Raw genomic sequence first — 22594 nt, forward strand, 5'->3', positions numbered from 1 at the left:
GTTGTATGGTTTTAATTGGAGTACTTGCTTTACAAGGCGACTTTGCAGAGCACAAAGCAAAATTTGCTTCGCTAGGAGCTAAGACTTTTGAAATTAGACAGTTAAAGGATTTAGAGGAACCTTTAGATGGTCTTGTTTTACCTGGAGGAGAATCAACCGTTCAGGGAAAACTATTACGTGACTTGGGGCTTTTAAAACCTTTGCAAGAAAAAATCAAGCAAGGATTGCCGGTCTTAGCCACTTGTGCTGGTTTGATTCTTCTTTCTGAGAAGGTGGAAAATCAAGCAGACAATTACTTAGGAACATTGCCAGTAACCGTTAAGCGTAATGCTTATGGCAGACAATTAGGAAGTTTTCATGCCAGTCTTGACTTTGCGAATTTAGGTCAAGTCCCTGCAACGTTTATCCGAGCTCCTTACATCAGTGATGTTAGAGACGGCGTTGAGATTTTATCACAACATGATGGGAAAATCGTTGCTGCTCGCTATCAAAATCAAGTTGGTTTATCTTTTCATCCAGAAGTTGATGATAACGATATTGTGCATTCTTATTTCTTGAAGATTTGTCAAACAAAGTAAAACCAGCCAACACTATTTTCCTAAAAAATGGTACAATAGATAAGCATTAATTTTAAATGAATTTATTAATATAGAGAGGAATAAAACTCGGATAATAATCATTAGCTTATCGTGTGATTGGTTGATAGGAAAGTCCGTGAACTTTTACGATGAATCCTTTATTAAATGGTATGAATGACAAGCAAGCACAAGCTGTTAAAACAACGGAAGGTCCACTCTTGATTATGGCGGGAGCCGGTTCAGGTAAAACACGTGTTTTGACACACCGTATTGCTTACTTGATTGATGAAAAATTTGTAAATCCTTGGAATATTTTAGCTATTACCTTTACCAATAAGGCTGCGCGTGAAATGCGTGAACGTGCTATGGCTTTGAATCCTGCAACTGCAGATACCTTGATTGCGACTTTCCACAGCATGTGTGTGCGTATTTTACGTCGTGATGCCGACCATATTGGTTACAATCGCAATTTCACTATCGTGGATCCAGGTGAGCAACGTACGCTCATGAAACGTATTTTGAAGAATCTTAACCTTGATCCTAAAAAATGGAACGAACGTGCGATTCTTGGAACTATTTCAAATGCTAAAAACGATTTGCTTGATGAAGTGGCTTACGAAAATCAAGCAGGTGATATGTACACGCAAATCGTGGCAAAATGTTACAAAGCTTACCAAGCTGAACTTCGTCAAAGCGAAGCCATGGACTTTGATGACCTTATCATGTTAACCCTTCGTTTGTTTGACCAAAATCCTGATGTGTTAGCTTATTATCAACAACGCTACCAATACATTCATGTGGATGAGTATCAAGATACTAACCACGCGCAATACCAATTGGTCAAACTTTTGGCTTCCCGCTTTAAAAATATCTGTGTCGTTGGTGATGCGGACCAATCTATTTATGGTTGGCGTGGTGCGGATATGCAAAATATCCTTGATTTTGAAAAAGATTACCCAGAAGCTAAGGTTGTTATGTTGGAAGAGAACTATCGTTCCACTAAGAAAATCTTGCAAGCAGCAAACGCTGTTATCAATAACAACCGCAATCGTCGTCCGAAAAAACTTTGGACTCAAAATGCTGACGGGGAACAAATTGTTTACTACCGTGCGCGTGATGAACGTGAAGAAGCAGTCTTCGTTGCTTCAACGATTGACAATATTGTCCGTGAACAAGGTAAAAACTTTAAAGATTTTGCGGTTCTTTACCGTACCAATGCGCAATCACGTACTATTGAAGAAGCGCTGCTCAAATCAAATATTCCATATACTATGGTTGGTGGAACAAAATTCTACAGCCGTAAGGAAATTCGTGATGTGATTTCATACTTGAACGTTATTGCCAATACAGCTGATAATATCAGTTATGAACGTATTGTTAATGAACCAAAACGTGGTGTTGGTCCTGGAACGCTTGAAAAAATTCGTAGCTTTGCTAACCTTCAAAATATGAGCTTGCTTGACGCTTCAGCTAATATCATGCTCTCTGGTGTTAAAGGAAAAGCTGCGCAAGCTGTTTGGGATTTGGCAAATCTTCTTATGAATCTTCGTGCGGATTTGGATAAATACAGTGTTACTGAATTGGTAGAAACTGTTCTTGATAAGACAGGTTACCTTGATGCTCTTCGCGTGCAAAATACACTTGAAAGCCAAGCACGTATCGAAAATATCGAAGAATTCTTGACTGTTACTAAGAATTTTGATGATAATCAAGACGATGCCCCTGAAGATGAATCTGGTATTGACAAACTAAGCCGTTTCTTGAATGATTTGGCTTTGATTGCTGATACTGATGACGGTGATGCAGAGACAGCAGAAGTGACTTTGATGACCTTGCATGCTGCCAAAGGTTTGGAATTTCCAATCGTCTTCTTGATTGGTATGGAAGAAGGGGTCTTCCCACTTTCACGTGCTGCTGAAGATCAAGATGAATTAGAAGAAGAACGCCGTTTGGCATATGTTGGTATTACGCGTGCTGAGCAGTTGCTCTTTGTGACAAATGCCAATACACGTACGTTGTTTGGTAAGACAAGTTATAATCGTCCATCACGCTTTATTCGTGAAATTGATGATGAGTTATTGCAATACCAAGGTTTGGCTCGACCAGCGAATTCATCATTTGGCGTTCGTTATAGCAACAGTAGTAGTGACTCGATGAGCTTTGGTAAGGGCATGAGTCTTCAACAAGCTCTTCAAGCACGTAAAGCTAAAGTTCAGCCATCATCACGCGTAGCACAGCCATATTCAAAAGCTGGAAAAGCTGTTCCATTTGGGCAATCAGCTAGCGCTTCAAAAGAAGCTGTTGACTGGCAAATCGGTGATATCGCTCATCACAGAAAATGGGGTGACGGAACAGTTCTTGCTGTCACTGGAACAGGAAAAACTCAAGAACTTAAAATCAATTTCCCAGAAGTTGGCCTTAAAAAATTACTTGCCAGCGTCGCACCGATTGAGAAAAAATGAAAAAGCACAGATTTTCTGTGCTTTTTTGATAAAAATAAAAATTTTCTGAATATTGTTGCATATTTAGAAGTGGTGTGGTATAGTTATTCTGTAATTAAATAAGACATTTGGGGTGCGTAAAAGCTGAGATTATACCCATTGAACCTGATGCAGTTAGAACTGACGAAGGGAAATGTGTGAGCAACAAAAAGCTGTTTTTTGTTGTGCAAAAATCGATATAAGATAGTTCTTTTGTAGAGTCAAAAGAGCTGTTTCGCAGTTTTTAAATAGATAAACTCCATTTGAGATTTTTCAAATGGAGTCTTTTTATTTCTGTGAGCTTTTGGTGCATGTTAGTGTCAGGAAAGGAATTTTTATGGCGAGTAATCGTGTACATCGTTTAACTGTTTTAGCTATTATGATTGCCTTAGACTTTTTGCTAACACCGCTTTTTAGGATTGAAGGTATGGCTTTCATGTCAAGCGTGATGAATATCATTGCTGGAACATTTATGACGCCACTTTATGCTGTGGCTATGGCTTTTATTGTTGCTATTATGAGAATTTTAACTCAAGCTGGTGTGGCTAGCGTGGCTCCTTTAGCAATTATCGGTTCTGTTCCGGGGGCATTTTTAGCAACTTATTTTTACCGTTTAACTAAGAAACCAATCATGTCTTGGTTTGGTGAGTTTCTTGGAACAGGTATTATTGGTTCACTGGTCTCAGCGCCTGTTATGGTCTGGTTCTGGACATTTTCAGCACATGGTGATGAAGAAGTCTTATCAAAAGCTAGTCAGGCACAATCATTACTCTTTTTTACACCAAGATTTGTTTTAGCAACACTTATTGGTGGTGCTTTAGCAATGGCTGTGCTTAAAGGATTAAAGTATTCAAGTTATTTCATGCATTTGGAAAAATTATATGTAGCTAAGGGAATCAAAGAGGGGAAATAGGTAATGAAAAAAGCAAAAATGTTTGATGGTTATGCAAATGCTTATGATCAATGGTTTATGTCAAATGCAAATGTCTTTGCTAGTGAACTGAAATTGTTACACCGAGCATTGCATGGTATTGAAAAGGATAATATTTTGTCGATTGGTTGTGGTAGTGGTTTGTTTGAAGCTGCACTCAATCGTGAATATGGTATCAAAGTTCAACGTGGTGTTGAACCTTCAAATAACATGGCTGAAATTGCCAGAAAACGTGGTATGACTGTTAAGATTGGCGATGCTGAAACAAGCCAATTGACTCCAAATGCTTATGATGTCATTTATTTAAATGGTTGTTCAAGTTATATCAAAAATTTATCAGCAGCTTACCAAAATTGCCATAAAGCTCTTAAAAAAGGTGGACATTTAATCTTGCTTGATGTGCCTGTCGAAAGTGCATATGGCATTTTGTACAAATTTGCTGCACATGTTGGTGAGTATGACAAGGAAATCTTTAAAGAAATTGCACCAACTTTCCCTTATCCAATCGAGCTTGTCCGCTCCGCCATTTTTCATTCGCCACTTGAAAAAGAAAATATTCTTCGTGATGAACTTGGTATGACAAACATTCGTTATTTCCAAACTCTAACTGCTCAGCCAATCTACACTAATGATTTTGTGGAAGAGCCGATTGAAGGATACGACAAAGGAGGTTATGTTGCCCTTGTCGCTCAAAAATAAAGCTGAAAAGGTTATTTTTCTAGATTTAGATGGTGTGATTTTTGATTCTTATGGATTATGGGACGAGGTTATCGAGCAAGTATTATCACATGCAAACATCCCATATACTCAGTCAATTAAGAAGCAACTTTGGCGATTAAATATGATAGAAGCACAAGAATATTTAGCTAGTTTATTTGCGCAGCAAAATGTAGTCTATCAAGCCAAAAAAGTTAAAGAGCAGCTAGTCAAAGCTTATCAGAAAGTCTTGCTGATGCCTCAGGCAGCTGAGTTTTTAGCAGATTTGTCTAGAGAGGGTTATGTGATCTATGCGGTCACTTCAAATTATGATGATTTGGCTAAAATAGGTCTTGAATCAAAAGGAGTATTGAAATACTTTTTTAAAATCTATTCTTGTATTGAGGAAGGATTTGCGGATAAAACCAAGGATTTCTTTAGGAATTTGCTTGAAAAAGAAGGTTTAAAGAGTGAGCAAATTATTTATCTGGAAGATAGTGTGAGAAATCTAGAGGAAGCAGCAAGATGTGGTATTAAAGGAATTTACCTATCAAATACTGATAATCCTCAAGATAATCAAGGACAGAGATTTTACACTATTCGATGTTTAAATGACTTTAAAAAATTGGTAAAGGAAGAAAAAATGATTAATGAAATGAAAGAACGTAGTCTTATCTTTGTTGATAAGATTTATCAAGATGAGTTTATCCAGAATATGATTGCAGGAAATTTGTCAAAAGAGGCTGTTTGTCACTATTTAAAGGCAGATGCAATCTATTTGGAGAAATTTGCTGACATCTATGCACAACTATTTGCGCGAATTCCAGATAAAGCAAGTAAAAATTTCTTTTTAAGTCAGATTGATTTCATTTTTAATCATGAAGTTGGAGCTCATCATATTTTAGCTGAAGCTGCTGGTAGAGATTATCATGATATTATTGAGGATAAAGCTTGGTATCCAAGTTCTGATCACTACATTAAGCACATGTATTATCAACTTTATCAAGATAATCCATCATATATTCTTGCGGCTATGCTTCCTTGCCCGTGGATTTATCAGCAAGTTGCTCAAAAAGCTCTTGCAAGTGGCAAAATTGCTGATGAGAATCCTTTTAAAACATGGTTTGAGTTTTATGCTGGTGATGGGGCAACATCATGTTTGCCAACTTATTTTGACTTATTAAAACGTTACAGCAAACAACTACCAGAAGAAAATAAAAAAGAAGTCATTCGTGTCTTCTTAGAAAGTTGCCAACATGAACGTAATTTCTTTCAAATGGCAGTAGACCAAGAAGAATGGCCAGAGGAGGTAAGAAATGTCTAAATTAAATGTCGCTTTAACCATCGCGGGAACAGATCCAAGTGGTGGTGCGGGAATCATGGCGGATTTAAAGAGTTTTCAAGCGCGTGGTGTCTATGGCATGGCTGTTGTTACCAGTGTCGTGGCACAAAATACCAAAGGTGTTCAGGCTATTTGTAATCTGGATCAAACCATCCTTGATGAGCAACTAAAGAGCGTCTTTTCTGATATTACTCCCGACGCGATTAAAACAGGGATGTTAGCTGAAGTTGAAACCATTGAACGAGTCAGTCAGTATTTGAATACTATTTCATGTCCCTATGTCTTAGACCCTGTTATGGTGGCAACCAGTGGTGACCGCTTGATTAGCCAAGAAGCTGTTGAAGCTTTGAAAGAAAAATTGCTACCTTTAGCGACGATTATTACGCCAAATCTACCAGAGGCAGAAGTCCTTTTTGGACAAGAATTGAAAGATGAGGCTGCGATTCTTAAAGCAGGTAAAGCCATTCAGGAAAAATACGGTGTTAAAAACGTCGTCATTAAAGGTGGCCATTTGGAAACTGAAGCAAAAGATTTTCTTTTCTTAGAAGATGGCCAGGTGATGACATTTTCTGCTGAACGAATTCCAACCAAACACACGCACGGTACTGGTTGTACCTATGCCGCGGTTATCACAGCAGAATTAGCCAAAGGTCATACCGTCCAAGAGGCAGTAGCAACAGCCAAACGATTTATTACTGAAGCTATTAAAACAGCTCCTGAACTTGGTCATGGTAATGGTCCGGTAAATCATGTGACATATAAGGGAGATTAAATGACATATTTAGATGAATTAAGACGAGAAAAACCGTTAACCATTTGTCTGACCAACAATGTTGTTAAAAATTTCTCGGCCAATGGTCTTTTAGCTTTGGGAGCTTCACCTGCAATGAGCGAATATCAACCAGATTTGGAAGATTTTTTACCCAATGCAAGTGGTCTTTTAGTCAATATTGGAACTTTGAAAGAAGATAGTTGGCAACTATACAAAGATGCCTTAGATATTGCTGAAAAATATTCAGTTCCAACCGTTTTAGATCCTGTTGCGGCTGGTGCAGGTGCTTATCGTAAAAAAGTATCACTTGATTTGGTTGAACATCATAAGATTTCACTATTGCGAGGGAACGCTGGAGAAATCGCTGCGCTTATTGGGGAAGAGGTGGCTAGTAAAGGTGTTGACTCAGCTGATGTAGACAATATTGGTCACTTAGTTCTGCTAGCCAATCAAAAACTAAATATCCCAGTGGTTATCACCGGAAAGACCGATGCCATTGCTGTTAATGGTCAAGTGAAACTTCTTAAAAATGGTAGTTCAATAATGCCGTTGGTGACGGGAACAGGTTGTTTACTTGGTGCGGTTTTAGCAGCTTTCATCGGATTGGCTAAAGAAGGAGATTTATTAGCTTGTCTGGAAGAAGCTATGTCTGTTTATAATATTGCTGGTGAAATGGCAGAAGTAGCATCAGGTAAAGGATTATCAGGTAGTTTTCAGATTGCCTTTTTAGATGCCCTTTGTCAGATTAGCAACCAAGACGTTAATCGATTGAAAAAAGTAGAGGATTATTGTGAATAAAGAACAGTTACAAGTTTATTTTATTTGTGGCACCCAAAATTGTCCTAAGGGAAAATTCCTAGATACGCTCGAGGCAGCTTTTAAATCTGGTGTAACCTGTTTTCAATTTCGTGAAAAAGGGCAAGGAGCGCTCGTCGGGCAAGAAAAGACAGCTATGGCATTAAAAGTTAAAGAGCTTTGCCAAAAATATCACGTTTTATTTCTCATCAATGATGATATTGACTTAGCTTTGCAAATTGGTGTTGATGGTGTTCATATTGGTCAAGATGACATGCCAGTTCGTCAGGTAAGAAAATTATTTCCAGATAAGATTATTGGTTTGTCTGTTGGTAATAGTAAAGAATACCATTTGTCAGCAATTGATGCTGTGGATTATATTGGTGTTGGTCCTGTCTTTCCAACGTCTTCTAAATCTGATGCTGGTCAAGTCATTGGCTTAAAAGGCTTGAGAGAGATGCGTGAATTGGATTCGAAAATTCCAATCGTAGCAATTGGTGGGATTACATTTGGTGATGTTGCAGCCATTCGTCAAACAGGAGCTGATGGTGTTGCAGTTATTTCAGCTTTGGCTCAGTCAGAACAGATTGAACTAGATACCCAGCGATTTGCCAGAGCCTTTGAGTGAGGGGTATAGTTTGAAACTATACCTAGTCTTTTTTAATAAGTATTAGTCAAGTTTTTTAAAAGAGTGTAAAATTGTATGTACATTCAGAAATTTTAATGATTGGAGTACATGCCATGACACGAAAATATAATTTTGAAACTTTGCAATTACACGCTGGTCAAACTGTTGACCCTGTCACTAAATCTCGTGCTGTTCCAATTTACCAAACAACATCATATGTTTTTGATAACGCCCAAGAAGGTGAAGATTTATTTGGTTTGAAAAAACCAGGGAATATCTATTCACGTATTGGGAATCCAACAGTTGAAGTCTTTGAAAATCGTATTGCTGCCCTAGAAGGTGGTGTAGGAGCAGTCGCTACATCATCTGGTATGGCAGCTATTACGTATGCTGTTTTAGGCTTGGCACATGCTGGGGATCATGTGGTAGCAGCGACTACCCTTTATGGTGGAACGTTTAATTTACTTAAAGAAACACTTCCACGATACGGTGTGACAACAACATTTGTCGATGTTGCTAATCTTGATGAAATTGAAGCAGCTATTCAAGATAATACAAAACTTGTCTTTATTGAAACTCTTGGTAATCCTGTTATCAACATTCCTGACATTGAAAAGATTGCTGATATTGCTCACGCTCATAAAATTCCTTTGGTGTCAGATAATACTTTTGGAACACCATATCTTATCAATGTTTTCTCACATGGGGTAGATATTACCGTTCACTCAGCAACAAAATTCATCGGTGGTCACGGAACAACTATTGCAGGTGTTGTTGTTGATTCAGGTAAGTTTGATTGGGAAGCTTCAGGAAAATTCCCACAATTTGTAGATGAAGACCCATCTTATCACAATATTAGCTATACACGTGATATTGGTGCAGCAGCCTTTATTACAGCTTTGCGTGTACAATTGTTGCGTGATACTGGTGCCGCTTTGTCACCATTTAGTGCCTTCTTACTCTTACAAGGTCTTGAAACACTATCGCTTCGCATTGACCGTCATATCGAAAATACTAAAAAAATCGTTGAATTTTTGGAAAATCATCCAAAAGTTGAAAAGGTTAATTATCCTAGCTTACCATCAAGTCCATACTATGAATTGGCTCAAAAATATTTCCCTAAAGGAGCGGGTTCAATCTTTACTTTCCATATCAAAGGTGGACAAGAAGAAGCACATAAATTCATCGATAGCCTTGAAATCTTTTCAGATTTAGCTAATGTTGCTGATGCTAAATCATTGGTTGTGCATCCAGCGACTACAACTCACCAACAGCTCTCAGAAGAAGATCTTCTAGCTTGTGGTGTTACACGTAATCAAATCCGTGTGTCAGTTGGTCTAGAAAATGCCGATGATTTGATTGAAGATTTGCGTTTGGCATTTGAAAAAATCTAATTGGTGATTCGTACTAAAGTTCATAGGGTAAAAGCAAGCAGTCTGTATGCCAAACAGGCTGCTTTTTGATAGAATGATTTTAGATGATAATACGATAATTTTTGGAGGAAGTTTATGCCAAAATATGATGATATTTGTCGAGCTTTTGAAGCTAATGCCAATCCTAAAAAGGCTCAAGAGATGTCGGCTTACATGAAAAAACTTTTTTCATTTTATGGTATTCGAACACCTAAACGTCGGGCAATTTACAAAGATTTTTTAGCTAGAGAGAAAAAAGCAAAAACAGTAGATTGGGCTTTTTTAAATCGTTGCTGGGAAGACGAGCATCGTGAATGTCAGTATTTGGTTCTTGATTACCTACGCGCCTTTCAAAAATACCTGACTTTTGAAGATATTGAAAAGGTAAAGCCATTTATCTCAAGTAAGCAGTGGTGGGATAGTATTGATGTGTTAGCAGGAATTGTTGGTCGAATTGGGTTAGAAGATACTAGAGTAGATGATGTTATGAAAATATGGGCTCGAGATAAGAATATCTGGTTTCGTCGTATAGCCATACTTCATCAACTTGGCCGAAAAAAGAAAACGAAGCTAGAATTGTTAGAATGGATTCTTTTAACGAATCTTGGTTCAAGAGAATTCTTTATCAATAAAGCAATCGGCTGGGCTTTACGTGATTTTTCAAAGGTAAATCCTGATTGGGTAAGACAGTTTTTAGCTAAAAATGAAGAAAAATTGTCTTCACTTTCAATCCGAGAAGCTAGCAAATATTTATGATTTCCAAGCAAATTTTTCGTTTTAAAAACTATTTTTCGATAGAATAAGAGATGAATAAAAGGCTTACTCATCTCACCTTATATAATGTTTTGGTGAAAAAAGCTCCCTTATAATGGAGGATATAGATATGACAACTTTTCTTGGGAAACCTGTAACCTTAGTTGGTAAGCAACTGCAAATTGGCGATATTGCGCCTGATTTTTCATTACGAACATCTGACTTAGCTATTAAGAGTTTAGCTGATTTTTCTGGCTTGAAAAAAGTGATCAGCGTTGTTCCATCAATTGATACTGGCATTTGTTCGACACAAACTCGTACCTTTAATCAAGAATTGTCTAATATGGATGATACTGTTGTGATTACTGTTTCAGCTGATCTTCCTTTTGCACAAGCACGTTGGTGTGGTGTTGAAGGACTTGATAAAGCCATTATGATGTCTGATTACTACGATAATCGTTTTGGTAAGGCTTATGGTCTTTTAATGGAAGAATGGCATCTTTTAGCGCGAGCAGTACTCGTTTTAGATGCTGATAATCATTTGGTTTATGCTGAATACTTGGAAAATGTAAACTCAGATCCAGACTATCAAGCAGCAATCAATGCGGTAAAATCGATATAATAAAATCCCCTCACTTAGTCTGTCTAGGTGAGGGATTTTGTTTATGACCTTAAAGAGTTTTATCCAGTGAAGCAACTTTGAGAATAATCTCAGTTAACTCTTCAGTACTTTCTTTGCCACCATTATTCACCCACAGTGAAATAATACTCTCAATAGAAGACAAATAAACCTCAGTTGCGTACTGGAAAGGAATTCCATAGTAGGCGACAAGGATTTCTTTGAAATCTGGGATGGTCAAAAGAAAACTGTAGATAAAATCTTTGACGGTCTTGGAAAAATTAGAGTATGATGATTTTGAAAGTGCATAAGTTAATTTGAAATTGTCACGAACGTAATCAAGGCAACGTGTGATAACTTTTGGAGTATCAGTATAAAGGGAGTCGGTGTTGAGAATAGCTAACAAATCATTAAGAGTTTCATGTTTTAATTGGTCCATCATATCATATTTGTCAACGTAATGGAGGTAGAACGTCCCACGGTTAACTCCGGCAGTTTTTGTTAAATCAGAGATGGTAATTTCTTCAAAGCTTTTTTCTAATAAGAGTTTTGCTAAAGCCTGCTTGAGATAGTTCGTGGTTTCGGTTTGTCTTTTTGCCAAAATAACTCTCCTTTCTTGGACATAGCTAAAATGAACAGATTGTCTATTTTTGTCCTTGTTTAATAATTGTGAAAATTATATACTATTCCTCGAATTAAATCAACAACATGTTTAATTAAGAAATACAAAGAGGTGATTTTATGGCTTATATTGAAATGAAGCACTCATACAAGCGCTATAAAACTGGTGAAACTGAAATTGTAGCAAATAATGACATTAACTTTGCTATTGAAAAGGGAGAGTTAGTGATTATTCTTGGAGCATCAGGTGCCGGAAAATCAACGGTTTTAAATATTCTTGGTGGAATGGATACCAACGATGTAGGGCAAGTCTTGATTGATGGTGTTGATATTTCTCAATATAATGCTAAAGAATTGACAACCTATCGTCGTAACGATGTCGGATTTGTTTTTCAATTCTATAATTTAGTCCCTAATTTAACAGCAAAAGAAAATGTTGAATTGGCATCAGAAATTGTAGTAGACGCAAGAGACGCTGAACAGACCTTGATTGATGTTGGCTTGGGTAAACGTTTGAATAATTTTCCAGCACAGCTGTCAGGTGGGGAACAGCAACGTGTGTCAATTGCGCGTGCAGTAGCTAAAAATCCAAAATTATTGTTGTGTGATGAACCGACAGGAGCTCTTGATTATCAAACTGGAAAACAGGTATTGAAGATTTTGCAAGACATGTCTCGTCACAAAGGTTCAACAGTTATTATCGTGACACACAACTCTGCCCTTGCACCAATTGCTGACCGTGTTATTCACATGCACGATGCTACTGTGAGCAGCATTGAAGTCAATGAGCACCCTCAAGATATTGAGACACTAGAATACTGAGGTGAGCATTATGTCAAAAAAGACTTATTGGAAAGATATCAGAAAATCAATTGGCAGTTCTAAAGGTCGTTTTTTGTCTATCATGCTCTTGATGATGCTTGGAGCCTTTGCTTTTGTAGCATTAAAAGTAACAGGCCCTGATATGCAAAGAACAGCTAGTGATTACTTGAAAAAGCAAAATGCTATGGATTTATCAGTCATAGCTAGTTATGGCTTTAGTGACAATGACAAGAAAGAAATTGCTTCTATTAAGAATAGTGAAATTGAGTATGGCTATTTAACAGACGTTACTATTAAAAATACAGATGATGCGATTCGTGTTTTTTCAAAAAGTAAGAAGATTTCAAAATACGAACTTATCTCAGGTTCTTATCCTAAAACATCAGGTGAAATTGCTCTTGCTTCAACTATGAAGAAGACTTATCATCTTGGGGATACCATTACATTTACCCAATCTGATGAACAAGGTATTTTGAAAAAAACATCCTTTAAAGTTGTTGGCTTTGTTAATTCATCAGAATTGCTTTCAAAATCTAGTTTAGGAACTTCAAGTGCTGGAAATGGCGTATTGAAATACTATGCTATAGTTCCAGAATCAGCTTTTGATAGTGACTATTATACTATTGCTAGAATTCGTTATGATGACTTAAAAGATTTAAATCCATTTTCTGAAGCTTATAAAGAAAAAATTGCTCAAAAAGAGGATACATTAGATGACTTGCTTTCAGATAATCCAAGTCAACGTTCAAAAGAATTGACTTCAAAACTTCAGGCAGAAATTGATACTAATCAAGCAAAAGTTGATGAAGCCAAAAAACAACTAGAAGCCCAAAAAGCAATGCTTGCTCAACTGCCTAAAGAACAGCAGCTAGCAGCACAAAGTTCTCTTGAACAGGCACAATCTCAAATTACAGAGAGTGAAAAACAAATCAAAGTATCTCAAGGTAAGATTGATGCAATGAAAGAGCCGACATATACGACCTATACTCGTTCTACTCTACCAGGTGGAGGTGGTTATCAAACATATGCCTCTAGCACCTCAAGTATTGGAAGTATCGGAAATATTTTTCCTGTTGTTTTATATGTTGTTGCTGCTTTAGTCACATTTACAACGATGACACGATTTGTTGATGAAGAGCGAACAAATTCTGGTGTTTTAAAAGCTCTTGGTTACAGCAATAGTGATGTTATCAAGAAATTTGTTATCTATGGTTTTGTTGCCAGTATGACTGGTACCATCTTGGGAGTTTTGGGAGGTCATTATGTTTTATCACGAGTGATTGCAGAAATCGTGACTGGTGATACGACTTTAGGAAGTACCAATCTTTATTTCTATTGGTCATATACCCTTATTGCAGTTGTATTTGCATTGGTTAGTGCGGTTTTACCAGCTTTTATCATCGCCAGAAAAGAACTTAGTGAAAAGCCTTCGCAATTGTTATTACCAAAACCTCCAGTTAAAGGTTCAAAAATTTTCTTGGAGCGTTTGGGCTTTATTTGGCGTCGTTTATCATTTACTCATAAAGTAACCGCACGTAATATCTTTCGTTACAAACAGCGTATGCTGATGACTATATTTGGTGTTGCTGGCTCGGTAGCACTCCTATTTGCTGGTCTTGGTATCCAATCTTCTTTAGGTAAAATTATTGATAATCAATTCTCACGTTTGATGCCTTATGATATGATTGTTGTGAAAAGTGATGAGAGCGGCAGTCAAGATGAATTAACCCAATTCATGGATTCCGATAAAGTATCCCAATACCAAAGTATTTATTTATCACATTTAACAGAAAACATTTCAGACTTGAGTGATAAGCAGGATATTTCAATCATGGTTAGTCAAGGTAAAGATTTTGGTGATTTCATTCATCTTAAAGATAAAAAGACTGGAAAAGCATTGACCTTAACCGATGATGGTGTTATCATTTCAGAAAAACTTGCTAGTTTGTATGGGGTTAAAGCGGGTGATACGTTTGACTTGAAAGATCAAAATGGTCAAAAACGTTCCATTAAAATTTCAGCAGTAGCAGAGATGAACGTTGGTCACTACCTCTTTATGTCACAAAAAGCATATGAGCAGATTTTTGATGATGATGTTAAAGATAATGCTTATCTAGTCACTCTAAAGAATCATTCAAGTAAGAATATTGAAGATATGGCAACTAAATTATTGGCCATGGATCAAGTGTCAGCCGTTAGTCAAAATGCTTCAATGATAAAAAACGTTAATTCAATGGTGGTTTCATTGAATGGAGCAATGACAATTCTCGTTATTATTTCTGTTTTGCTCGCGGTTGTTATTCTCTACAATTTAACTAATATTAATGTGGCTGAACGAATTCGTGAATTATCAACGATTAAGGTTTTAGGTTTTTACGATAAAGAAGTAACCATGTACATTTATCGAGAAACTATTAGCCTTTCTCTGATTGGTATTCTTGTTGGTTTGATTAGTGGAAAATACCTACATCAAGCGATTATGGATATGATTGGTTCAGATTACATTAAATTTGGTACTGAGGTTGGTTTATTCGTTTATATCATTCCAATCGTCGTTGTTATCGGAATACTATTTTTGTTAGGCTGGCTTGTTAATCATATTCTAAAAACAGTTGATATGCTCGAAGCCTTGAAATCAGTAGATTAATATTAAAGTGATAAAAAATGCTCCTTAGATATAAGGGGCGTTTTTATTTGTTGAGAAATGTTCTTTTGATGTCGTTAACCCTATTTAAAAAATGCTATTTTCATGATATACTTAACCGGTAAATTATTTTGAGGAGGCGACAATGACAGAAAATCCAAATAAAATGGAACATAGCCAACAAAAACAGTTAATTAAACGGTTGAAATCAGAGTTAGGACCGCATAAATATGAACTATATATTGCAGCATTTTTATCTTGGATACAATTTATAATGCGTATTCTTTCATTTTTTATTATCGCAAAGGCGGTAGGTGCCTTATATCAAGGAAATGATATTTCAATACTCAATCTAGTTTTATCATTATTATTTTTAAATCTTATTGGTTATATATCAGCTTGGCTAGCGAAAAAATATCAAGGAACAGCCTCTCAATATGCACGAAATCGATTAAAGCAAGCATTTTTTGATGCTTTTCAAAGACATGGTGGCGAATTTGATGATCAGAATTTTTCGACTGCAGACGTGATGACAGTTGCATCACAAGGTATTGATACTTTAGATACCTATTTCAATCACTATTTGACTTTATCGCTTAGAGCTTATCTAAATTGTGCGACAGTTCTTTTGCTAGTAGTTTTTATCTATCCTATTGGTGGAGTGATTTTTTTACTAAGTTTACCATTTATTCCTGTTTCGATTATCTTGATGCAAAGACGTTCAAGAAAAATTATGAATCATTATTGGGCAACTTATATGGATGTCGGCAATTTGTTTATGGACGACTTAAAGGGAATGAACACTCTTTATACCTACGGAGTTGATGAACGTTATGAAAAAACATTTGTTGAAAAAGCAGAAGCCTTTCGACAATCAACAATGGAATTATTAAAATTTCAGCTACAATCAGTTGGCTATATGGACGGTGTGATGTATATTGGCATTGGTCTTTCGGGTTTTGCGGCAGCAGTTTCTTTGTCATATGGTCATTTATCACTTTTTAGCCTTTGTTTCTTTGTCCTTATTGCGACTGAATTTTTTATGCCAATTCGTGAACTGGGCTATGGCATGCATTTAGTAATGATGAATGCAAAAATGGCTGAGCGAATTTATACCTTTTTAGATAGTGTGGTGACTGCTGAGTCGCATAAAACTAAAGAGATGCTGCCAAATGATATTAATGAGATTGTTTTTAATCATGTTGGCTTTTCATATGATCATACGAAGATCTTTTCTAACTTGTCATTTACCATTCCTAAAGGGAAAATTTTTGCAATTACTGGTGAAAGTGGTCGCGGTAAAACAACTATTGCGAAACTCCTTCAAAAACAATTATCTGTATCAGAAGGAAATATTTTCTTTGATCACCAAGACTTAACTGATGTGAGTTTAGATGCTGTTAAAGAAAATGTGATGTATGTCTCAGCTGATTCTTATCTTTTTAGGGGAACTATCTATGAGAATCTTGCATTAGCAACTGATATGTCACCTGCTCAATTGCAAGATTGGCTAAATCAAGGTCAGCTGATGTCATTTTTAGAGGAGTTACCAGAGGGTTTACAGACACAAGTTGGTGAAAATGGTAATTTTTTATCACCCGGTCAACGTCAACAAATCATTTGTGCACGAGCTTTATTGGCTAAACGACCAATTTATATCTTTGATGAAATGACATCAAGTATTGACAGTGAGAATGAGCAAAAGCTTTATGACTATATCAGGTTAGCGTCTCAAGATGCGATTGTTATTGTGATTTCACATAAAATGAAGCAGATTTTACAAGCAGATCAAGTGCTTTTTATAGACAGCAAGCACAATATTTCGCTGGATTATCCAGAAAAATTATTAACAACGAATGATGAATTTAAGTCCCTAGTAACAACACAAGAAGAATTGGAGGCGATTCTACATGTCTCATAAAACACTATCAACAAAGCAAGTAGTGAAACGGCTTGCAGAGCTTGTTAAAGGCTTTTGGTTAGAATATGTCCTAGCAGTTGGCGGAGCAGTTTTAGGTTTTTTTATGACAATCCTTATTCCAAGTCTTGTCATCCACTTAGCTTGGCAAGCTCTAGTGGGAAGAACTCCTCAGTTTAGATTTGTTATGATATTATTTACTTTGGGACTATTGCGTGGTATTTTGCGCTATGTTGAGCATTATTTTGGTCATTATGTGGCTTTTAAAACGCTTTATGACTTTAGATGTATGGTATTTGCTAAATTACGACGTTTGGCACCAGCAAAATTAGATCATCAAGATAGTGGAAACATGCTTAAGATGATTGGTGAAGATATTGAGGCTATGGAAGTCTTCTTTGCCCACACACTTCCACCTGTTATCACGGCAAGTTTGGTAACAATTATCTTAGAGATTTATTATTGGTCAGTTTCGCCTTTAATAGCTCTGATTAGTCTGACGGTTTATGCTGTTTTAGCGATCTTTTTGCCTCGTCTTCAAGCTAAGCATTTACAGCCTTTATTGCAGGAACAAACAAAAACACGATGTGCTTATATGTCACACTTCTCAGATAGCCTGCATGGCATGAAAGATTTGTTACAATTCGGACAAGTAAAATCCTATTTAAAACAATTAAACAAAGAAAGTAAGTCTGTCAATGCATGTGAAAAAGAAGTAGCACAAACACAGCACTTGCAAGCTAGTTTATCTTTTTTTATTATTGGTTTTGCAATGATGTTAGTAGTTGTTTTAGCGGTATCACAAGCTAATAATGGGCAAATCTCTCTTCTTTCAGCTACAACCATTATTGTTGTATTCTCGGCTTCTTTTGCCCCTTATTTGGAATTGAGTCGTTTACCTCTTGGTTTTAAACGTGCGATGACAGCAGCTCGCCAAGTCTTTGCATTATTAGATGAAGAAGAGAATGATAAATCAGGCCTAGCTTTCAATGAGACAATTACTCATATTGCCTTGGAAGATGTTTCTTTTTCATACAAGCAGAGAAATCAAAATATTTTTGAACAGTTGTCAGTTGTTTTTGAGAATCATAAAGTAATTGGACTGGTTGGAAAATCTGGTTCAGGCAAATCAACATTAATGAAGTTAGTTATGAAATGGTATGATAATACTAAAGGACAAATCTTAATTAACCAGAGACCACTTTCAACATTGGCGGCGCGTGATGTTCAAAATCGTATTGCCTATATTCCACAAATTCCACAAATATTTAGTCAAAATATTCGAGAAAATTTGAGACTTGGAAATCCAAATATCACTGATGAAATGATTTTAGAGGCAGCTGATAAATGTCGAATTAAGGATAAAATTTTGACAACAACTGATGGCTTGGATACTGAATTAAATAATGAACAAACCATATTTTCTGCAGGTGAACTGCAACGTCTAGAATTGACAAGAGCTCTGCTAAAAAATGCAGATTGTTACATTTTTGATGAGCCTACAAGTAATTTAGATTCACTGAATGAAGCTGCCTTTTTAAAGGTGATAAGAGAACATTGTAAAGGTTACGTATTTCTGATTTCGCATCGTCTAAGTACAGTTGCATCATGTGATATTATTTATCGTATTGAAAATGGTAGGATCACTCAACTTTAATACTATTTTTGAAACAATCATACAACTAAATAGTAAAGGAGCAGTAGCAATGCTGCTCTTTTTGCTTGTCAAAAGAATAATTTGGTATTATAATACTAAATTGTAAAGGAGATAACTATGAATAAAGTTGTTGAACGTTACCGAGAAAATAATGTTCCTAAAATTCCTTTAAGAGAAGTTACGGAGCACTTTAAAGGAAAGGCAGTTTCTAAGTTTAATGATGACGGAAATATATCAGTCATTAATCTAAGTGATATGCTAGAAACTGGCATTAATTATAATAGCCTAAAGAAGATTGAAGCTGAAGAACAAAGTTTAAAACGTTACTTGTTACAAGAAGGTGATGTTTTGATTGCTTCAAAAGGGACTGTTAAAAAAATTGCTGTTTTTGAAGAACAAGAAGTGCCTGTTATTGCTTCAGCAAACATCACGGTGTTAAGGCCGATTGCTGATATTTCGGGCGGTTATATCAAACTCTTTTTGGAATCTGAAGTTGGACAAGGGCTTTTAGACGAGACAAATACTGGGAAGAATGTGATGAATCTGAATACACAGAAAATCATTAGTATTGAAATACCAAAACTCCCTACTGTAAAACAAGCTTATCTGTTGCAGCGCTATGAACAAGGTCTTAGAGATTATAAACGTAAAATGCTGCGTGCCCAACAAGAATGGCATCACATTCGAGAAGAAGTTGAAAAAAATTTGTTTTAAAATATTGAACTGAATAAGACTGGGAAAAATGTCCTAGTCTTATTTGTTTTGAGAAGAAGCCATTTTTAAATTTATCCCTTTATAACAGGAAAATATGTTAAGCTTTGCTATAATATATAATAGTATCAATGAATGAGCGAGGAAATTATGAATAATATAAAATGTCCACATTGTGGAACGGTTTTTACGATTAATGAAACAGAGTATAGTCAGTTATTAGCTCAAGTTCGTAGTAGTGAATTTGATAAAGAAATTCATGATCGTCTGGAAAAAGAGAAGGCATTATTGGAAGAAAAGTCCAAAAATGATTTACAAGCTCAAGTTAGTGTTAAAGATAAGGAAATTGCTGATTTATCATCAAAATTAGAGCGACTAAAACAAAGCTTAGAACTTGAAAATCAACGTCTTTTGAGTGCTAAAGATCAAGAGATTACTGAATTAAAGTCACAACTTAATAACTTAACGTCGGTTAAAGATTTAGAGTTGACACAAGCTTTAACTGAAAAAGATAAAGAAGTTACGGAACTAAAAAATCAACTTGAACGTCTGACACTTGAAAATAAAACAAGCCTTGTTGAAGCTGTCGCTAGTGTTGAAAAAGAACGTGATGATGCCAAATCTAAATTGGCACTCCAAGAAAAAGAAGCAGAACTCTCTCTTGCCTCAGTTAAAAGTGATTATGAAGCTCAGTTGAAAGCTGCTAACGAACAGGTTGAATTTTACAAGAATTTTAAAGCTCAGCAATCTACAAAAGCTATTGGTGAAAGTCTAGAAGTTTATGCAGAAACAGAATTCAATAAAGTTCGTGCCTATGCTTTTCCAAATGCTACCTTTGGAAAAGATAACGAAGTATCAAGTCGTGGTTCAAAAGGTGATTTCATTTATCGCGAAACGGATGAGAATGGTATTGAAATACTATCTATTATGTTTGAGATGAAAAATGAAGCTGATGAGACAAAAACTAAGCATAAAAACAAGGACTTTTATAAAGAATTAGATAAAGACCGTCGTGAAAAGAACTGTGAATATGCTGTTTTGGTAACCATGTTAGAAGCAGATAATGATTACTTTAACACAGGAATTGTTGATGTTAGTCACGAATATGAAAAAATGTATGTCGTTCGCCCTCAACTCTTTATCCAGTTGATTGGTATTTTGCGAAATGCTGCGCTTAATTCACTCAAGTATAAGCAAGAATTAGCTTTGGTTCGTGAGCAAAACATTGATATCACTCATTTTGAAGATGATCTTGAAACTTTCAAAAATGCTTTTGCTAAAAACTATAATTCAGCTAGCAACAATTTCAAAAAAGCTATTGATGAGATTGATAAATCAATTCGTCGTATGGAAGAAGTCAAACGTTTCTTGACGACTAGTGAAAATCAGCTCCGCCTTGCTAATAATAAATTAGATGATGTTTCCGTTAAAAAATTGACTCGGAAAAACCCAACCATGCGTGCTAAATTTGAAGCGCTGAAAGACTAGATAAAATAACACCTCATTATTTTGGAAAAATTCATTTTACAATCTTTGTGTTATAATGAAATCATTCCTGCATAATGAGGTTATATTAATGAACAATATTATAGATTTAACAAAACCAGTCGCTGAGATTCTCAAGGAACACCCTGAAATCAAAGATATGCTGGTTAATTTAGGCTTTACGCCATTAGCAAATCCAGCAATGTTAAATACTGTTGGTAAGGTAACATCTCTTAAATCTGGTGCAAAACTGGCTAACCTATCACTAGATAAAATCCAAAAAGCACTTGAATGTAACGGTTATGAAGTGATTGGAGGCAACAATGACTGAAAATCGTATTGAAGTTTTAAAAGATATTTTGTTACGATTGCACCACGGAGCTGATGCTGATTCAGTTCAAGAAGATTTCAACCAAACATTCAAAGGTGTATCGGCACTTGAAATTTCAATGATGGAACATGAACTAATGGGAGATGATACTGGCATTACGTTTGAAGATGTTATGGGCTTGTGTAATGTCCATGCTAATCTTTTTAAAGGTGCGGTATCTGATGTTGATGTACCGGATGCCGAGCAAGAAGGTCATCCAGTTTATGTGTTTAAACAAGAAAATCTCGCTTTGCGTTCAGCAATGTTGCGTATTCGACGTATTATTGAGAACTATGGAAAACCTGAAAATGCTGATTTTCGAGATGATTTAATACGTGGTTTAAAATTTCAGATGAATCTTCTTGGACAATTTGATAATCACTATCGCCGTAAAGAAGAACTCTTTTTCCCGCTTATGGAACAGCATGGTCATGATGCACCACCAAGAGTCATGTGGGGTGTGGATGATGATATCCGAGAGTTATTTAGAAAGGCAAAAGAAGCCGTTGGTGAATTACCCAATATGCCAATTTCAGAAGTCTCACAAGCATTTGAAACATTTGCCAGCGAGTTTGAAGAAATGATTTTTAAAGAAGAAGCTATTTTATTAATGATTCTTCTTGAAGCATTGACACAAGATGATTGGTTGGCTATTGCAGAAGAAAGTGATGCTTATGGGTATGCTATAATTAAACCAACAACTAAGTGGCAGCCAAGACGTCAGAAATTCGATGACACTGAGACTGTTAAGAAAAAAACAGATCCTATTTTCCAAAAAGATGACTCTGAAAGTTCAAGTCGAGAAAAAGATGATCAAGATAGTAATCAAAATTCTTTAACAAAAGTTATTAAAACACCTGAAGGGGAGTTTACGATTAGCTTTACACCTAAAAAAGAGAAAACTGCCGTTAATCGCACTACTCCACAACCTTTTGGTAATGGTTATTTGTCAGTTGAGCAAGCAAACTTGATTTTAAATCATTTGCCTTTAGAAATTTCTTTTGTTAATAAAGACGACATTTTCCAGTATTTTAACAATAATACTGTTCCTGAAAAAATGGTCTTTAAGCGTACACCAAGTCAAATTGGTCGAAATGTTGAATTATGTCATCCACCGAAAGTGTTAGATAAAGTCAAAAAAGTTTTTACTTTATTACGTTCAGGGCAACGCGATAAAGTGGTTATGTGGTTTAAATCTGAAAAAATGGGCAAATTCATCCACATTACCTATGCAGCAGTTCGTGATGAAAACGGTGAATTCCAAGGTGTTTTAGAATACGTCCAAGACATTCAAGAATTCTTAGATATTGATACAGATGTTAACCGTGACATCTAGAAAAATGAACAAGTTAAAGCAATG

The 22594-nt window shown here is 36.0% G+C and carries 20 protein-coding genes and 1 riboswitch; of the genes, 19 read left to right on the top strand and 1 reads right to left on the bottom strand.

What is annotated here, in order from left to right; all coding sequences use genetic code 11:
* Window positions 1–5 precede the first annotated feature (5 nt).
* The 11 genes from pdxT (at window position 6) to tpx (ending at window position 11009) form a co-directional block, all read left to right on the top strand.
* On the top strand, window positions 6–578 hold the full coding sequence (pdxT, locus tag BLP98_RS02320; protein WP_074481719.1) for a pyridoxal 5'-phosphate synthase glutaminase subunit PdxT: 573 nt from the start codon (window positions 6–8) through the stop codon (window positions 576–578).
* Window positions 579–727: 149 nt separating this feature from the next.
* Window positions 728–3040 (top strand): DNA helicase PcrA, encoded by a 2313-nt coding sequence (gene pcrA, locus BLP98_RS02325; protein ID WP_074481720.1) that lies wholly within the window; start codon window positions 728–730, stop codon window positions 3038–3040.
* 98 nt (window positions 3041–3138) lie between these two features.
* Window positions 3139–3228: riboswitch (TPP riboswitch) on the top strand.
* A 167-nt stretch (window positions 3229–3395) separates the two neighbouring features.
* Window positions 3396–3971: an energy coupling factor transporter S component ThiW gene (gene thiW / locus BLP98_RS02330; RefSeq protein ID WP_074481721.1), complete on the top strand. Its 576-nt coding sequence runs from the start codon at window positions 3396–3398 to the stop codon at window positions 3969–3971.
* Between the two features lie 3 nt (window positions 3972–3974).
* On the top strand, window positions 3975–4688 hold the full coding sequence (locus tag BLP98_RS02335) for a class I SAM-dependent DNA methyltransferase (RefSeq protein WP_074481722.1): 714 nt from the start codon (window positions 3975–3977) through the stop codon (window positions 4686–4688).
* On the top strand, window positions 4672–6009 hold the full coding sequence (gene tenA / locus BLP98_RS09520; protein WP_234792773.1) for a thiaminase II: 1338 nt from the start codon (window positions 4672–4674) through the stop codon (window positions 6007–6009). The genes BLP98_RS02335 and tenA overlap by 17 nt, the downstream gene beginning before the upstream one ends.
* Window positions 6002–6799 carry a bifunctional hydroxymethylpyrimidine kinase/phosphomethylpyrimidine kinase gene (gene thiD, locus BLP98_RS02350; RefSeq protein WP_074481723.1) on the top strand — a complete coding sequence of 266 codons (798 nt, stop codon included), beginning with the start codon at window positions 6002–6004 and terminating at the stop codon, window positions 6797–6799. The genes tenA and thiD overlap by 8 nt, the downstream gene beginning before the upstream one ends.
* Window positions 6800–7597 carry a hydroxyethylthiazole kinase gene (gene thiM / locus BLP98_RS02355; RefSeq protein ID WP_074481724.1) on the top strand — a complete coding sequence of 266 codons (798 nt, stop codon included), beginning with the start codon at window positions 6800–6802 and terminating at the stop codon, window positions 7595–7597.
* The gene (gene thiE, locus BLP98_RS02360) at window positions 7590–8222 is read left to right on the top strand and encodes a thiamine phosphate synthase (RefSeq protein ID WP_074481725.1); all 633 of its coding nucleotides are present in this window, start codon (window positions 7590–7592) and stop codon (window positions 8220–8222) included. Before thiM ends, thiE begins: the two co-directional genes overlap by 8 nt.
* Window positions 8223–8335: 113 nt before the next feature.
* The gene (locus tag BLP98_RS02365; protein ID WP_074481805.1) at window positions 8336–9616 is read left to right on the top strand and encodes an O-acetylhomoserine aminocarboxypropyltransferase/cysteine synthase family protein; all 1281 of its coding nucleotides are present in this window, start codon (window positions 8336–8338) and stop codon (window positions 9614–9616) included.
* A gap of 114 nt (window positions 9617–9730) precedes the next feature.
* Complete coding sequence (locus tag BLP98_RS02370) at window positions 9731–10390, top strand: DNA alkylation repair protein (protein ID WP_074481726.1); 660 nt, start codon at window positions 9731–9733, stop codon at window positions 10388–10390.
* A 127-nt stretch (window positions 10391–10517) separates the two neighbouring features.
* Window positions 10518–11009 carry a thiol peroxidase gene (gene tpx, locus BLP98_RS02375; RefSeq protein ID WP_074481727.1) on the top strand — a complete coding sequence of 164 codons (492 nt, stop codon included), beginning with the start codon at window positions 10518–10520 and terminating at the stop codon, window positions 11007–11009.
* Window positions 11010–11058: 49 nt separating this feature from the next.
* Here the strand turns inward: tpx and BLP98_RS02380 are convergent, their stop codons facing one another.
* Window positions 11059–11607: a TetR/AcrR family transcriptional regulator gene (locus tag BLP98_RS02380; RefSeq protein ID WP_074481728.1), complete on the bottom strand. Its 549-nt coding sequence runs from the start codon at window positions 11605–11607 to the stop codon at window positions 11059–11061.
* Window positions 11608–11747: 140 nt separating this feature from the next.
* Here BLP98_RS02380 and BLP98_RS02385 point away from each other — a divergent pair, with 140 nt between their 5' ends.
* The 8 genes from BLP98_RS02385 to BLP98_RS02420 all read left to right on the top strand — a co-directional run bounded on the left by BLP98_RS02385 (window position 11748) and on the right by BLP98_RS02420 (window position 22570).
* Complete coding sequence (locus BLP98_RS02385; protein ID WP_074481729.1) at window positions 11748–12449, top strand: ABC transporter ATP-binding protein; 702 nt, start codon at window positions 11748–11750, stop codon at window positions 12447–12449.
* 10 nt (window positions 12450–12459) lie between these two features.
* The gene (locus BLP98_RS02390) at window positions 12460–15096 is read left to right on the top strand and encodes an FtsX-like permease family protein (RefSeq protein WP_074481730.1); all 2637 of its coding nucleotides are present in this window, start codon (window positions 12460–12462) and stop codon (window positions 15094–15096) included.
* 142 nt (window positions 15097–15238) lie between these two features.
* A complete protein-coding gene (locus tag BLP98_RS02395; RefSeq protein ID WP_074481731.1) occupies window positions 15239–17014 on the top strand; it encodes an ABC transporter ATP-binding protein/permease in 1776 nt (591 codons plus the stop codon).
* Window positions 17004–18668 (top strand): ABC transporter ATP-binding protein, encoded by a 1665-nt coding sequence (locus tag BLP98_RS02400; protein ID WP_074481732.1) that lies wholly within the window; start codon window positions 17004–17006, stop codon window positions 18666–18668. Before BLP98_RS02395 ends, BLP98_RS02400 begins: the two co-directional genes overlap by 11 nt.
* Window positions 18669–18785: 117 nt before the next feature.
* On the top strand, window positions 18786–19382 hold the full coding sequence (locus BLP98_RS02405) for a restriction endonuclease subunit S (protein ID WP_074481733.1): 597 nt from the start codon (window positions 18786–18788) through the stop codon (window positions 19380–19382).
* Window positions 19383–19529: 147 nt separating this feature from the next.
* Entirely contained in the window at window positions 19530–20867 is a 1338-nt protein-coding gene (locus tag BLP98_RS02410) for a DUF2130 domain-containing protein (protein ID WP_074481734.1), read from the top strand.
* 88 nt (window positions 20868–20955) lie between these two features.
* Entirely contained in the window at window positions 20956–21195 is a 240-nt protein-coding gene (locus BLP98_RS02415; protein ID WP_074481735.1) for a DUF1858 domain-containing protein, read from the top strand.
* Entirely contained in the window at window positions 21188–22570 is a 1383-nt protein-coding gene (locus tag BLP98_RS02420; protein WP_074481736.1) for a DUF438 domain-containing protein, read from the top strand. Before BLP98_RS02415 ends, BLP98_RS02420 begins: the two co-directional genes overlap by 8 nt.
* The last annotated feature ends 24 nt before the right edge of the window (window positions 22571–22594 follow it).

It is taken from the genome of Streptococcus equinus (assembly GCF_900104225.1).
Classification (GTDB): Bacteria; Bacillota; Bacilli; order Lactobacillales; family Streptococcaceae; genus Streptococcus; species Streptococcus equinus_D.

Excerpts from the sequence above, each read along its gene's own strand:
- BLP98_RS02420 (WP_074481736.1), top strand. The coding sequence starts at position 21,188 with ATGACTGAAAATCGTATTGAAGTTTTAAAAGATATTTTGTTACGATTG.
- thiM (WP_074481724.1), top strand. The coding sequence starts at position 6,800 with ATGACATATTTAGATGAATTAAGACGAGAAAAACCGTTAACCATTTGT.
- BLP98_RS02400 (WP_074481732.1), top strand. The coding sequence starts at position 17,004 with ATGTCTCATAAAACACTATCAACAAAGCAAGTAGTGAAACGGCTTGCA.
- thiW (WP_074481721.1), top strand. The coding sequence starts at position 3,396 with ATGGCGAGTAATCGTGTACATCGTTTAACTGTTTTAGCTATTATGATT.
- thiD (WP_074481723.1), top strand. The coding sequence starts at position 6,002 with ATGTCTAAATTAAATGTCGCTTTAACCATCGCGGGAACAGATCCAAGT.
- BLP98_RS02390 (WP_074481730.1), top strand. The coding sequence starts at position 12,460 with ATGTCAAAAAAGACTTATTGGAAAGATATCAGAAAATCAATTGGCAGT.
- BLP98_RS02385 (WP_074481729.1), top strand. The coding sequence starts at position 11,748 with ATGGCTTATATTGAAATGAAGCACTCATACAAGCGCTATAAAACTGGT.
- BLP98_RS02335 (WP_074481722.1), top strand. The coding sequence starts at position 3,975 with ATGAAAAAAGCAAAAATGTTTGATGGTTATGCAAATGCTTATGATCAA.
- BLP98_RS02370 (WP_074481726.1), top strand. The coding sequence starts at position 9,731 with ATGCCAAAATATGATGATATTTGTCGAGCTTTTGAAGCTAATGCCAAT.
- BLP98_RS02365 (WP_074481805.1), top strand. The coding sequence starts at position 8,336 with ATGACACGAAAATATAATTTTGAAACTTTGCAATTACACGCTGGTCAA.
- BLP98_RS02415 (WP_074481735.1), top strand. The coding sequence starts at position 20,956 with ATGAACAATATTATAGATTTAACAAAACCAGTCGCTGAGATTCTCAAG.
- BLP98_RS02405 (WP_074481733.1), top strand. The coding sequence starts at position 18,786 with ATGAATAAAGTTGTTGAACGTTACCGAGAAAATAATGTTCCTAAAATT.
- BLP98_RS02410 (WP_074481734.1), top strand. The coding sequence starts at position 19,530 with ATGAATAATATAAAATGTCCACATTGTGGAACGGTTTTTACGATTAAT.
- tpx (WP_074481727.1), top strand. The coding sequence starts at position 10,518 with ATGACAACTTTTCTTGGGAAACCTGTAACCTTAGTTGGTAAGCAACTG.
- BLP98_RS02395 (WP_074481731.1), top strand. The coding sequence starts at position 15,239 with ATGACAGAAAATCCAAATAAAATGGAACATAGCCAACAAAAACAGTTA.
- pcrA (WP_074481720.1), top strand. The coding sequence starts at position 728 with ATGAATCCTTTATTAAATGGTATGAATGACAAGCAAGCACAAGCTGTT.
- pdxT (WP_074481719.1), top strand. The coding sequence starts at position 6 with ATGGTTTTAATTGGAGTACTTGCTTTACAAGGCGACTTTGCAGAGCAC.